At 73.7% G+C, this 13,553-nt stretch carries 10 protein-coding genes; 9 read left to right on the forward strand and 1 reads right to left on the reverse strand.

From position 1 onward, the window contains the following. The first annotated feature begins 68 nt into the window (after window positions 1-68). From ACIRO3_RS12945 to ACIRO3_RS12985, 9 genes are all read left to right on the forward strand, one after another. Window positions 69-893 carry an inositol monophosphatase family protein gene (locus tag ACIRO3_RS12945; RefSeq protein ID WP_404135607.1) on the forward strand — a complete coding sequence of 275 codons (825 nt, stop codon included), beginning with the start codon at window positions 69-71 and terminating at the stop codon, window positions 891-893. Between the two features lie 93 nt (window positions 894-986). Then, the gene (locus tag ACIRO3_RS12950) at window positions 987-2,411 is read left to right on the forward strand and encodes a phytoene desaturase family protein (protein ID WP_404136284.1); all 1,425 of its coding nucleotides are present in this window, start codon (window positions 987-989) and stop codon (window positions 2,409-2,411) included. Then, window positions 2,411-2,920, forward strand: coding sequence for an O-acetyl-ADP-ribose deacetylase (locus ACIRO3_RS12955; protein ID WP_404135610.1), 510 nt, complete (start codon window positions 2,411-2,413; stop codon window positions 2,918-2,920). The genes ACIRO3_RS12950 and ACIRO3_RS12955 overlap by 1 nt, the downstream gene beginning before the upstream one ends. 115 nt (window positions 2,921-3,035) lie before the next feature. After that, a complete protein-coding gene (gene recQ, locus ACIRO3_RS12960) occupies window positions 3,036-5,042 on the forward strand; it encodes a DNA helicase RecQ (protein ID WP_404135613.1) in 2,007 nt (668 codons plus the stop codon). A 211-nt stretch (window positions 5,043-5,253) separates the two neighbouring features. After that, window positions 5,254-5,823, forward strand: a complete 570-nt coding sequence (locus ACIRO3_RS12965) for a toxin (protein ID WP_361772666.1) — start codon at window positions 5,254-5,256, stop codon at window positions 5,821-5,823. Continuing rightward, a complete protein-coding gene (locus ACIRO3_RS12970) occupies window positions 5,820-7,034 on the forward strand; it encodes an MAB_1171c family putative transporter (protein WP_361772664.1) in 1,215 nt (404 codons plus the stop codon). The genes ACIRO3_RS12965 and ACIRO3_RS12970 overlap by 4 nt, the downstream gene beginning before the upstream one ends. Beyond that, window positions 7,004-7,933: a DNA-binding protein gene (locus tag ACIRO3_RS12975; RefSeq protein WP_404135618.1), complete on the forward strand. Its 930-nt coding sequence runs from the start codon at window positions 7,004-7,006 to the stop codon at window positions 7,931-7,933. Before ACIRO3_RS12970 ends, ACIRO3_RS12975 begins: the two co-directional genes overlap by 31 nt. 69 nt (window positions 7,934-8,002) lie before the next feature. Beyond that, complete coding sequence (locus ACIRO3_RS12980) at window positions 8,003-8,488, forward strand: DUF3574 domain-containing protein (RefSeq protein WP_361772660.1); 486 nt, start codon at window positions 8,003-8,005, stop codon at window positions 8,486-8,488. A gap of 185 nt (window positions 8,489-8,673) precedes the next feature. After that, entirely contained in the window at window positions 8,674-10,743 is a 2,070-nt protein-coding gene (locus ACIRO3_RS12985) for a SpoIIE family protein phosphatase (RefSeq protein WP_404135622.1), read from the forward strand. 15 nt (window positions 10,744-10,758) lie between these two features. On the opposite strand, the gene ACIRO3_RS12990 is transcribed toward ACIRO3_RS12985, so the two are convergent. Next, window positions 10,759-13,551, reverse strand: a complete 2,793-nt coding sequence (locus ACIRO3_RS12990; protein WP_404135625.1) for a SpoIIE family protein phosphatase — start codon at window positions 13,549-13,551, stop codon at window positions 10,759-10,761. Between the last annotated feature and the right edge of the window lie 2 nt (window positions 13,552-13,553).

The following is a 13,553-nucleotide window of genomic DNA, read 5'->3' on the forward strand; positions in this document are numbered from 1 at the left end:
CCCCGTGCCCGACCGCCCGTCGGGGACCGTCGGTGGGGTTTGTCGGACCGGCGTGCTTTGCTGGACGCATGATCGATGAATTCCTGGCCCATGACCTGTCCGCCGTCGAGGAGGCCGTCCGCGAGGCGGCCGCGGTCGAGATCATGCCGAGGTTCCGGCAGCTCGCGGACCACGAGGTGGACCAGAAGAGCGGCCCCCACGACCTGGTGACCGTCGCCGACCGCAGGGCCGAGGAGTACCTGACGGCCGCGCTGACGAAGCTGCTGCCCGGCTCGGCGGTGGTCGGCGAGGAAGCCGTGCACGCCGACCCCACCGTGTACGAGGCGCTGCGCGCCGACGCGCCCGTCTGGATCGTGGACCCCGTCGACGGCACCCGACAGTTCGTCGCCGGCGACCCCAACTTCTGCACCCTGGTGGCGCTGGCCGTGCGCGGGGAGATCCTCGCCTCCTGGACCTTCGCCCCGGCGCTGGACGAGCTCGCCACCGCCGTGCGCGGGCGGGGCGCGCACGTCAACGGCGCGCGCATCCACAGCGGTTCGCCGGAGGCCCGCGCCGACCTGCGGATCGCCATGGCCCACCCGCTGTACACCTCGCAGGAGGACAAGCGGCGGCTCGCCCGGCTCGACGTCCCCGGGGTCGCGGCCCGGCCGTGCGGATCGGCGGGCCTGGAGTACCTGAAGGTGGCGCGCGGCGAGATGGACGGCCTGGCCTTCACCTGGCCCTCCGCATGGGACCACGCGGCGGGCCTGCTGCTGGTCGCGGAAGCGGGTGGCGCCCAGACCACGGTCGACGGGGTCCCCTTCCGGGTGGACCGGGACAACGCGCTGCCGTTCGCGGTGGGCCGCGACGAGGCCACCGCCGTCCGCATCCGCGACCTGCTGCGCGGAGCGTGACCGCGCCGCCGCGCCCAGGATCCACGCGGCCGCGACCCATATCCTGGACGTGATGCCGCATCCTGTGGGCGGAGCCGCCGCCGGACGAAGGAGCTGTCAGTGTCGTCGATTCTCGACGCAGTCGTGGTGGGGGCGGGGCCCAACGGCCTGACGGCCGCCGTCGAACTGGCCCGGCGCGGCTTCTCCGTGGCCGTGTTCGAAGCGAAGGGGACCGTCGGCGGGGGAGCCCGGACGGAGGAACTCACCCTCCCCGGCTTCCGGCACGACCCCTGCTCGGCCGTGCACCCGCTCGGCGCCGGCTCCCCGGTGTTCGCGACGATGCCGCTCAAGCGGTACGGGCTGGAGTGGCTGCACGCCCCGCTGCCCATGGCGCACCCCTTCGACGACGGCACGGCCGCGGTGCTGTCCCGCTCCGTCGCGGAGACGGCCGCCTCCTTCGGGCCCCGCGACGCGGGCACCTACCGGCGGCTCGTCGCCCCGTACCTCGGCAAGTGGGACACCCTGGCACGGGACTTCATGTCGCTGCCCTCCACCGCGCTGCCCCGCGACCCGCTCACCCTGGCCCGCTTCGGGCTGGACGGACTGCCGCCCTCCACCTGGCTGCTGCGCCGCTTCCAGGACGACCGGGCCCGCGCCCTGTTCGCCGGACTGGTGGCCCACGTCATCGCCCCGCTCGGCGGCATCGGCACCGGCGCGGTCGGCCTGGTCTTCGCCCTCGCCGCACACGCCGGCGGCTGGCCGATGCCGCGCGGCGGTTCGCAGTCGATCTCGGACGCCCTCGCCGCGTACCTGCGCGACCTCGGGGGAAGCGTCCACACGGACTTCGAGGTCAAGCGGCTCGACGACCTGCCGCCGGCCCGCGCGTACGTCTTCGACACCTCGCCGACCGCGCTGGCCCGCATCGCCCGGCTGGGGCGCGTCTACGACGGCTACCGGTACGGCGCCTCCGTCTTCAAGATCGACTACGCCCTGGACGGGCCGGTGCCCTGGACCGCCGAGGAACCCCGCCGGGCGGGCACCGTCCAGATCGGTCCGCGCACCCGCGACATCGACGCCGCCCTGCAACTGGCCTCCGGCGGCCGGGCCCCCCGCACCCCCTTCCTGATCACCGCCCAGCCCAGCCTCGTCGATCCCGGCCGGGCCCCCGAGGGCAAGCACACCTTCTGGACGTACGGGCACGTCCCGGCGGGCTGGGAGGGCGACCTCACCGACGCCGTCGAGCGTCAACTGGAGCGCTTCGCGCCGGGGTTCCGGGACCTCGTACTGGCCCGCGCGACCGCGGGCCCGCCCCGGATCGCCGCCCGCAACGCCAACTACGTCGGCGGGGACATCGCCTGCGGCGCCGCCTCGGGCCTGCAACTGCTGCTCCGCCCCAAGATCAGCCTCTCCCCGTACACCACCGCCCACCCGGCCGTGTTCCTGTGCTCCTCCGCCACCCCGCCGGGGCCCGGGGTCCACGGCATGTCGGGGCACAACGCCGCCAAGGCCGTCTGGCGCCGGCTGCGGAAGGAGACCTGATGTCCCCGCGCATCACCCTGGTCCAGGGAGACATCACCACCGAGGAGGTGGACGCGGTGGTCAACGCGGCCAATTCCTCGCTGCTGGGCGGCGGTGGAGTGGACGGCGCCATCCACCGGCGGGGCGGCCCGGAGATCCTCGCCGCCTGCGAGGACCTGCGGCGCTCCCACTACGGCAAGGGCCTCCCGACGGGCCGGGCCGTCGCCACGACGGCGGGCCGGCTCCCGGCCCGGCACGTGATCCACACCGTCGGACCGGTCTGGTCCCGCGAGGAGGACCGGTCGGAACTGCTGGCCTCCTGCTCCCGGGAGTCGCTGCGGGTCGCGGACGAGCTCGGCGCCCGCACGGTCGCCTTCCCGGCCGTCTCCACCGGGATCTACGGTTGGCCGATGGACGACGGGGCGCGGATCGCGATCGAGACGGTGCGGGCGTCCGGGACCTCGGTGGAGGAGGTCCGTTTCGTGCTCTTCGGGGCCGAGGCGTACGAGACCTTCGCCGCGGCCCTGTGATCCGGGTCCCGGTCCGGTCCGCCGCCGGCTGACGGGCCCGCGCCCGTGTCCGTCGGGACCGTCGGGCCGGCCGATCATGGACCCCGGTGTCGGAGACGGTCGCTAGGCTTCCGGTATGACCCTTTCGGACGCGCCCACTGAGATCCCCGACGCCTTGCAGGTGCTCCACCGGGTCTTCGGTTACGACTCCTTCCGCGGCGAGCAGCAGCAGATCATCCAGCACGTCGTCGACGGCGGCGACGCGCTCGTGCTGATGCCCACCGGCGGCGGCAAATCGCTCTGCTACCAGATCCCGGCGCTGGTCAGAGAGGGCACGGGCGTGGTCATCTCGCCCCTGATCGCGCTCATGCAGGACCAGGTGGACGCCCTCACCGCCCTCGGGGTGCGGGCCGGGTTCCTCAATTCCACCCAGGACGTCGACGAGCGCCGCGCGGTCGAGCAGGCCTTCCTCGCCGACGAGCTGGACCTGCTGTACCTGGCCCCCGAGCGGCTGCGCACCGAGGGGACGCAGCGGCTCCTCGACCGGGGAAAGGTGTCGCTCTTCGCGATCGACGAGGCGCACTGCGTCGCGCAGTGGGGTCACGACTTCCGACCCGACTACCTCGCCCTGTCGATGCTGCACGAGCGCTGGCCCAAGGTGCCGCGGATCGCGCTCACGGCGACGGCCACCGAGGCGACGCACGGCGAGATCGCGGCGCGGCTGGGGCTGGAGGAGGGCCGGCACTTCGTCGCGAGCTTCGACCGGCCGAACATCCAGTACCGGATCGTCCCCAAGAACAACCCGCTCCGGCAACTGCTGGACCTGATCCGCACCGAGCACCCCGGGGACGCGGGCGTCGTCTACTGCCTGTCGCGTGCCTCCGTGGAGAAGACGGCGGCCGCGCTGGCGGAGAACGGCATCGACGCCGTGGCCTACCACGCGGGCATGGACTCCCGCACCCGCTCCGCGAACCAGTCCCGGTTCCTGCGGGAGGACGGGGTCGTGGTGGTCGCCACCATCGCCTTCGGCATGGGCATCGACAAGCCGGACGTGCGGTTCGTGGCGCACCTGGACCTGCCGAAGTCCGTCGAGGGCTACTACCAGGAGACCGGCCGCGCCGGCCGTGACGGCGAGCCTGCCACGGCCTGGCTGGCGTACGGCCTCCAGGACGTGGTCCAGCAGCGGAAGATGATCGAGGGCTCCGAGGGTGACGACACGCGCCGCCGTTCGCTGGCCGCCCATCTGGACGCGATGCTGGCGCTGTGCGAGACCGTCGACTGCCGGCGGATGCGTCTCCTGGCGTACTTCGGTCAGTCCGGGGAGCCGTGCGGCAACTGCGACACCTGTCTGACACCGGCCGAGTCCTGGGACGGCACGGTCGCCTCGCAGAAGCTGCTGTCCACCGTGTGGCGGCTGGCCAATGAGCGACGGCAGAAGTTCGGCGCCGGCCAGATCATCGACATCCTCCAGGGCAAGAAGACCGCGAAGGTCATCCAGTTCGACCACGACGGCCTCTCGGTGTTCGGGGTCGGCGCGGACCTCGGCACCGCGGAGTGGCGAGGGGTCGTACGGCAACTGCTCGCGCTCGGACTGCTGGCCGTGGAGGGCGAGTACGGCACGCTGGTCCTCACCGACGCCAGCGGCGAGGTGCTGGGGGGCCGGCGCACCGTCCCGCTGCGCAAGGAGAAGGCCGCGCCGGCCGGCCCGGGCCGCAAGGAGTCCGGTTCCCGCTCGGGGAAAGGCGCGCGCGTGCCCGTCGACCTGCCGGCGGCCGCCGTGCCGGTCTTCGAGGCGCTCCGCGCCTGGCGGGCCGAGACCGCGCGGGAGCAGGGCGTGCCGGCGTACGTCGTCTTCCACGACGCGACGCTGCGGGAGATCGCGACCCGGCTGCCCGGCACCGCCGGCGAGTTGGGGGAGATCAACGGCATCGGCGAGGCGAAGCTCACCAAGTACGCCGAGGGCATCCTGGGCACCCTGGCCGAATCCGGCGCGGCCCGGCCGGCGGCGCCGGACGCCGCCGCTCCGGCGGTCTCCTCACCCGCGGGGGCGGGGGCGCGGGACGGGTCGGAGCCGCCGCGCGACGAGGACGAACCGTCCTTCGACATGGACGACACCGACGCTCCCTGGGACGACTGGCAGTAGGACGCGGGGGAGCGGTGGCTCCCCCGCAACGGCCGCCGGCCCGCCGTCTCCTCTCGGCGGCGGGCCGGCGGTCGCGCGTGGCCGGATGGAACCCACGCCACGCGGTGGCGCGTTGAGCGTGTGGCATCATGACCGCGTTGTCTGCCCGGGGATCACGAACCTCGGGCCGCGAGGGCGGCCGCCGAGTTTCGCCGGAGGACTGAGGATGAAGGTGCCTGGCTCTGCGTTACCGGCCTCGGAGGACAGGCAACTCAGACGACGACTGAAGAAGGTCCGCCGCGCCTGCGAGGAGATGCTCGCGGAGTGGGGCATGGAGCACGGCTGTGGAATCGACGACCTCCACGGATACCTGAGCGAACGGCGCGGGCGGCCCATCCACCTGATCCCGACGACCTTCCCCGAACGCCATCTCCTCGGCATATGGCTGAAGTTGGACGACTTCGACGTCGTCGCCTTCGAGAAGTCGGCCTCGCCCGCCCACAAGGAACACATCATCGCCCACGAGCTGGCCCACATCGCCTTCGAGCACCGAGGGTCCGTGCGGCTGGACGGCGTCGAGTCCGGTCCGCTGTTCGCGGACGTCGACCCCGCGGCCGTGCAGGGCGCCCTCATGCGATCCCGCTACAGCGACGGCGAGGAGCAGGAGGCCGAGACCATGGCCTCCCTCATCCTGGCCCGGGCCACGAAGCGTTGGGTCGAACAGGCCTGGGCCGTGCCCGAGGAGGCCGCCGACGTTCTCGCCCGCATCGAACGCGGCCTCGGAAAGCCGGACCAGCAGTGACCACCCTCTACACCGTCCTCGCCTGGGTCTGCGCCTTCGTCGGACTCGCCGCCTTCGCCTACCGGCTGCCGGACCTGCTGCGCCGACGGCACGACGTCGCACTGTGGGCGCTGTGCGTGTACTTCCTCTGCTCCGGCATCAGCTTCCTCGTCGACCTGGACCAACTCCGCCTGCACATCTCCGGGTTCTTCGGACTGCCCAACATCACCTCGCTGATCACCCAGGTCGCGGTGGTCGTCCTCACCGCCGCGCAACAGGTCGTGCTCGTCCACTGGTCGGCGCCCCCCGACCAGGCCCGACGGATGGCCCGGAACCGGGTGTTGTTCTTCGGCGCGGCGCTCTGCGTGCTCGTCGTCGCCTCCTTCGCCGTCGGCCCCGTGGCACAGTCCGAGACGGCCACGTCGACCATCCTGCTGAGCATCCAGGACGGCCGGTACGCGCTGTACATGTTCTTCTACCTGCTGATCTGCGCCGTGGGGCAGGCGGAGACCGTGCGGCTCTCGCTGCGGTTCACCAAGGTCGCCAACCGGCAGTGGCTCGCGGCCGGCATGCGCACCGTGACCCTCGGCGCGAGCCTCATCCTGGTCTACTGCGTCACCCGGAGCATCCAGATCGCCGGCACCCGACTGGACTTCGACGGGGCCGGACTCGACCCCGTCCAGTGGACCTGCGGCAGCGTCGGCGCCCTGCTCCAGGTCACCGGATGGACCATCCCCTCCTGGGGCATCCACCTGACCCGCGTACGGGCCTGGGTCCGCAGCTATCGCGCGTACCTCTGCCTGCGCCCCCTGTGGGGGGCGCTCCACCAGGCCCTCCCCGACATCGCGTTGGACCCGCCCAGGTCCTGGCCGCGCGACCTCCTCCCGCCCAGGGACCTGCACTACAGCCTCTACCGTCGCGTCATCGAGATACGCGACGGACAACTGATGCTGCGCACCTCGCTGTCCTACGACGAGTTCTCCCGGGTCGCCCGCTCCCTGGACCTGCCGGAGGACCCGACCTCGCCCCTGGGCGAAGCCCTCCAGGTCCGGGCCGCCCTGAGCCGTTCCCCCGAGGAGGGGACGGACCAGGACGACGCGTCCGGGATCCCCGCGCGCCCGCCGTACGAGGACTTCCGCGACGAGGTGCAGTGGCTGACCGAGGTCGCCTCGTCGTTCACCGCCCTGGGCCAGGACGGCCGGTGGCCCGCCACGCGGACCGGCACGCCGTGACCCCCTGCGCCGCCCGCACCGTCGCACGCCTCGTGGCCCTGGACGCCGCGCACGGCGCGACGGCCGCGCTGCCCGCCGTACGCGAGGTCCTCGGGAACTTCCCCGAGCTCTCGGGCGCCCCCGTGTCCTCCCGCCGCCGGGACGCCGACCGGGTCGCCGCCCTGGCCGAACTGAGCGAGGTCGTCGGCTGGATCCTCTTCGACGCGGGGCTCCACCGGCAGGCCCACCGCGCCAACGCACGGGCCCTCGCGCTCGCGGGGCTCTGCGGCGACCGCTGGACGCAGCGGCTGACCCTGCTCAACCACAGCATGCTCCAGACGGCCGCCGGGGACCCCCGGGGCGCCCTGGAGTCGGCGTCCCGGGTGACCGGGCCGCGCCCCCTGCCCGCCCGGGTGGACAGCCTGGTCCTGATCCGGCAGGCCCACGCGACCGCGCTACTGGGCGGCCGGCGCGAGTCCCGCAGGCTGATCGCGCGCGCCCGGAGCCGGTTCCTCGACGGTCTGTCCCGGCACGACCCGCACTGGGCCTGGTGGATCGACGAGAACGAACTGCTCGGCCACGAGGGCTGGGTCCTGGCCCGGCTGCGCGACTGGGACCGGGCCCTGCCGCTGCTGCACCGGGCGGCCACCGCCCCCGGGCCCTCCTACCGGCACCTCTTCGGCGCGGAACTCCTCGCGGCCCTGACCCGCGCCGGAGCCTGGGCCGAGGCGCTGGACCTGATCGCGGACCTGGCGCCGCGCGCCGCCGCCATCGGTTCCGTACGCACCACCCGGACCCTCGCCGGCGCCGCGACCGGGCTGCGCCGCGGCCCGCGCGTCCCCGCGTCGCTCAAGGACGCGGCGGCCCACCTCCTGGAGTGCCTGCCGGCGCCGGCGGCGCGGAGCGACCGCCCGGCCTGAGACTCCTCATCCACCGGATCACCGGGAATCCCCGGACACCCTCGCGACCCACACACAGACAGGGATCACATGCGCCACATCCGAATATCCATGCCCGCGGCGGCGGCCGTGCTCACGGCGGCCGTGCTCTTCTTCGCGGCCGGCAGCCCCGCGCTCGACACCGCCCCGCAGTCGCCCGCCGCGGCCTCGGTGGCGAGCCGGGAACAGGCGCCGGGCAGCCGGGGCAGCGCGTACGTGTCCACCCACCTCTACTTCGGCACCGGGCGCCACAACGGGAACCCGCCGATCACCGAGGCGCAGTTCGACGCGTTCGTCACCGACGTGATCACCCCCCGGTTCCCGTCCGGTCTCACCCTCCAGGAGGCCCGCGGCCAGTGGCGGGACAAGGAGGGCGACATCAACCGGGAGAAGTCCTACGAACTGACGGTCCTCTACCCGGTGGGCGAGGCCCGGGCCCGGGACGCCGACATCGAGTACATCCGCCGCCTCTACTGCAAGACCTGGGAGCTGGAGTCCGTGGGCCGCGCCGACGCCCTGGTCCGCGCCGACTTCTGAGGGAGCCGGGCGGCGCCCCGGTGTCCCGACCGACGGGTCCGGGCCCGGTCGTCGCCGCCGGCGGCGGGGGCCGGGGCGGGCCCGGTCGGGGCGCCCCGGACCGGCGCGACCGCAGCGCCCCGGGGCGGGCCCTCGGTTAGGGTGATTCGGAAGGAAACAGGCCCACCAGCGACGAGGTCGGTGCGTTGGACACTTACCGGTCGACGAGCGAGGTGCCGGACCCGCCGGTGGCGACGGTCGGCTATGCGGGAGTGCTCCGCGAGCTGCTGCCGATCGCCCTGTGGCGGGAGGACGCCGACGGCCGCGTCGTGGAGTGGTCGCTGGCCGCCCAGGACCTCCTCGGCCACCGCCCCGAGGACATCATCGGCCGGCCGGGCACCGCCGTCCTGGTCCCCGACGCCAACCGGGCCCTGGCCGACGACCTGACCCGACGGGTCCAGGCGGGCGAGACCGTCGTCGGAACCCTCCCCGTGCGCCACCGGGACGGGCACCGCGTGACGATGGAGATGTGGATCGTGCCCGCCGCCGACCCGCAGGGCCGCACGGGCGCCATGCTCATCGCCGTGGAGACCTCCGAGGTCCTGCACATGCGGGACTCCCTCGTCGCCCTCCAGAGCCTCTTCACGCAGTCCCCGATAGGCCTCGCCACCCTCGGCCCCGACCTGCGGTTCCTGCGCGTCAACGACGCCCTGGCCCGGATGAACGGCGTCTCCGCTGCGGAGCACCTCGGCCGGCGCCTCACCGAGGTCGTCCCCGGGGTCAACGCCGCGGCCCTGGAGGCCACGATGCGCCAGGTCCTCGACGGGGGCACCGCCGTCGTCGACGTCCGCCGCACCGGCCGCACCCCCGCCGACCCCGACCACGACCGGACCTGGTCCTGCTCGTACGCGCCGTTGCTCGACGGGAGCGGCCGCAGACTCGGCCTGATCGCCTCCCTCATCGACATCACCGAGGGCCAGCGGGCCCAACTGGAGGCCGAACGGGCCCGGACCCGCTTCGCCCTCCTCGCGGAGGCCGGCACCCGCATCGGCACCACCCTGGACCTCAACCAGACCGCCCGGGAGATCGTCGAGCTGCTCGTGCCCCAGCTCGCCGACTCGGCCGACGTACAGCTCCTGGAAGCCGTCCTCGACCCCGACGAGATGACCGGCGGGACCTCCACCCGCGGGGTCCTGCGCAGACTGGCCGCCACCTTCCCCGACCCGACCGCGCCCACCGCGAAACTCGTCGCCGGGCAGACCTTCCAGATCCCGGTCGGGACCGTCTACGAGCGGGTCATCTCCGACGGCCGGCCCATGAACCTCTACCTCTCCGACATCCCCGCGCTGATCACCGACCCGCGCGCCGGGCCCCTGCGCGCCTACCTCGCCACCCTGGGGTCGGCGCGACTGGTCCCGCTGGTCGCGCGCGGCAAGGTGCTCGGCGCCGTCGCCGTGACCCGGGTGCGCGAGCGCGAGCCCTTCGAGGAGCAGGACCGCGTGCTCGTGGACGAGCTGGTGGCCCGCGCCGCCCTCAACATCGACAACGCCCGGATGTACACCACACAGCGCCAGGCGGCCCTCACGCTCCAGCGCAGCCTCACCAACAGCGCCCTCCCCGAGGTCACCGGCCTCGAACTCACCGGCCGCTACCTGCCCGCCAGCGACCACGACGTGGGCGGCGACTGGTACGACGTCATCCAGCTGCCCGGCGGACGGACCGGCCTGGTCATCGGCGACGTGATGGGCCACGGGATCCACGCCGCCGCCGTCATGGGGCAGCTGCGCACCGCGGTGCGGACCCTCGCACGGCACGACGTGCCGCCCGCCCTGATGCTCCGCTCCCTGGACGCCGTGGTCGCGGACCTGGGCGAGGACGAGATGGCCACCTGCGTGTACGCCGTCCACGACCCGGCCACCGGTGACTGCGTGATCGCCCGCGCCGGCCACCCGCCACCCGCCGTCGTCACCGCCGACGGGACGGTCACCTTCCTCGACGGACCGCCCGGAACGCCCCTGGGCACGGGCGGGCAGGACTTCCGCACCGAGGAGGTGTCCCTGCCCCCGGGAACCCTGCTGGCGCTGTACACCGACGGCCTGATCGAGTCCCGGGACCGGGACCTCGACCACGGCATGGAACGCCTCGCCCGCGCCCTGGGGCAGGTGGCGCGCCCCCTGGAACAGCTCTGCGACGGCATCCTGGACCTGCTGCCCGCCGCCCCGCAGGACGACGTGGCCGTCCTGTTGGCCCGTACGGTGGACGCCCCGCCGACGTGACCCGGCGCGGCGCCGTCACCAGGCCAGGCCCTCCAGCTCGTCCAGGTCCAGCGTGAGGGCCGCCAGCGGCTCCGCCGGGTTCCCCGTCAGCGGGAGCTCCGCCCAGATCACCTTCCCCCGCTCGGTGTACCGCGTGCCCCACCGCTCGGCGTACTGCGCGACGAGGAACAGCCCCCGGCCGCCCTCGTCGGTGGTGGCCGCGTACCGCAGGTGCGGGGACGTGCTGCTGCCGTCGGACACCTCGATGATCAGCGTCCGGTCGCGCAGCAGCCGCACCCCGACGGGCGCGCTCCCGTAGCGGATGGCGTTGGTGATCAGCTCGCTGAGGATCAGTTCCGCCGTGAAGGCGATCTCCTCCAGTCCCCAGGCGGCGATCTGCGCCGAGCCCGCGTTGCGCACCCGGGAGACCGCCGCCGTGTCGCCGGGCACGTCCCATTCCGCGATCCGGCCGGCGTCCAGCCGCCTGGTGTCGGCGATCAGGAGGGCGATGTCGTCGCTCGGCGCCGGGAACAGCAGCGCCGCCAGCACGTCCGCGCAGGCCTGCTCGGGACTGCGTCCGGGGCGCGCCAGGGTCTTGCCGAGCAGCGCCAGACCGGTGTCGAAGTCCCGGTCGCGGTCCTCCAGCAGCCCGTCGGTGAAGAGCGCGAGCCGGCTCCCCTCGGGCAGCGTCAGCTCGGTGGTCTCGAAGGGCATCCCGCCCACGCCCAACGGCAGCCCGGTCGGCAGCTCCGGGAACTCCACCCGCCCGTCGGGACGGACCAGAGCGGGCCCGGGATGCCCGGCGCTCGCCAGGATGCAGCGGCCCGAAACCGGGTCGTAGACCGCGTACAGGCAGGTGGCGCCGGTGACGCCGGCCGCCTCCTCGACGGGTTCGCCGTCGTGCGCGGCGGGGCCGTTCTCGTTGCGGTCGATCCGGTCGATCAGCTCGTCCAGGTGCCCGAGCAGCTCGTCGGGCGGCATGTCCAGGGTGGAGAAGTTGTGGACCGCGGTGCGCAGGCGTCCCATCGTCGCCGCCGCGTGCACCCCGTGCCCGACGACGTCCCCGACGACCAGGGCCACCCGCGTCCCCGGCAGCGGGATCACGTCGAACCAGTCCCCGCCCACCCCGGCCTTCGCGGGCAGGTACCGGAACGCGACGTCCACGGCCGTCAGGTCGGGCAGCACCCGGGGGAGCAGGCTGCGCTGGAGCGTCACGGCGGTGGCGTGCTCGCGGGTGTAGCGGCGGGCGTTGTCGATGGAGACCGCCGCCCGCGCACCGAGTTCCTCGGCGAAGGACAGGTCCTCCTCGTCGAAGGCCTCGGGGGTGTCCGCCCGCCAGAAATTGGCCATTCCGAGGACCACCCCGCGGGCCTGGAGCGGTACGGAGATCAGCGAGTGCAGCCCGTACTCCAGCGCGATCCGGGTTCCCTCGGCGTCCTGGGCCCGCCAGCCGAAGGCGGTGCGCAGATCGGAGGCCAGCACGGCGCTCCCCGCGGCCAGGGCCGCCGCCATCGGCGCCGTCGGCACGACGAACCGGATGACGTCCCCGACCGGCTGGAGCGGCTGGTCCGCGCGGACCCCCGACATGGCCGCCCGGCGCATCTCGGTGTACGTCCCGGTGGGGACCGAGGGTTCCTCACCGTGCAACACCGGCTCCAACAGCTCGACGGTCACGAAGTCCGCGAACCGCGGGACGGCCACCTCCGACAGTTCCTCCGCCGTCCGTGTCACGTCCAGGGTGGTACCGATCCGCACCCCGGCGTCGTACAGCATCTGGAGCCGGTCCCGGGCCACCTCGGCCCGGCCGGAGAGCGCGGCGAGCTCGGTGGAGTCCCGCAGGGTCACCACGCTGCCCGAGGGACGGCCCGCATACGGCTTGGTGCGGCGGACGTTCACCGCGAGGAGGCGATCACCCGCCGGGTGGACCTCGTCCGTCACCACCCGCCCCGACGTCAGCAGGGCCGTCGTACGGGGGTCCAGCCCGAGGTCCTCCACGTGCTGCTGCTCCGCGTCGGCGGGCAGACCCAACAGCCGGCGGGCCTCGTCGTTGGCGAGCTGGAGCCGGTGATCGGCCCCGATGATCAACACGCCCTCGCGCACGGCGTGCAGCACCGCCTCGTGGTGCTCGTTCATCCGCGCCATGTCGGCGGGGCCCAGGCCGCTGGTCTGGCGCCGCAGCCGGCGGCTGACGAGAGCGGCTCCGCCGGTGCCGAGCAGCAGGGCGCCCACCGCGGCGCCGAGCAGCAGCGGAAGCTGGTTCTCGACGGCGTCACCGACGTTCTGGATCTCGATGCCGGTGGTGACGAGGCCGACGACCGTGCCGCTCGCGTCCCGCACCGGGACCACGGCGCGCACCGCGTCGCTCGGGGCGCCCTTGAAGGTCTCGGTGAAGGACTCGCCCCTGATCGCACGACCGAGGTCACCGGTGGCCCGCCGCCCGATCAGCTCGGGCCTGGAGTCGGTGTAGCGCACCCCGTCGGTCTTCAGGACGGAGACGAAGTCGAGCCCGGAGGCCTTGCGGGCGCCCTCGGCCAGCGGCTGGAGCACGGCCGTCGGATCGGGACTCCTGAGCGCGGCGGGCAGACCGGGCGCGCGGGCGAAGGACTCGGCGACCGCCAGCGAACGGTTGCGGGCGTCCTGCCGGCTGTCGAACCGGGCCTGGAACACCAGTGCCAGGGCCGCCGCGGCGATCAACATCAGCACGATCACGGCCTGCAGCGCGAACACCTGACCGGCGACACTGCCCGGGGCCAGGGAGAGACGCGCGAGCAGGCCCGATGGTTGGTCCGCCGGCGGAGATCCCCGGGGTCGACCCGAACGTCCGGTCATGA

The sequence above is a fragment of the Streptomyces sp. NPDC102278 genome (assembly GCF_044766345.1).
Taxonomy (GTDB): Bacteria; Actinomycetota; Actinomycetes; order Streptomycetales; family Streptomycetaceae; genus Streptomyces.

Bases quoted from the DNA above. Each gene is read 5' to 3' on its own strand.
- ACIRO3_RS12945 (WP_404135607.1), top strand. From the start codon at position 69: ATGATCGATGAATTCCTGGCCCATGACCTGTCCGCCGTCGAGGAGGCC.
- ACIRO3_RS12955 (WP_404135610.1), top strand. From the start codon at position 2,411: ATGTCCCCGCGCATCACCCTGGTCCAGGGAGACATCACCACCGAGGAG.
- recQ (WP_404135613.1), top strand. From the start codon at position 3,036: ATGACCCTTTCGGACGCGCCCACTGAGATCCCCGACGCCTTGCAGGTG.
- ACIRO3_RS12980 (WP_361772660.1), top strand. From the start codon at position 8,003: ATGCGCCACATCCGAATATCCATGCCCGCGGCGGCGGCCGTGCTCACG.
- ACIRO3_RS12990 (WP_404135625.1), bottom strand. From the start codon at position 13,551: ATGACCGGACGTTCGGGTCGACCCCGGGGATCTCCGCCGGCGGACCAA.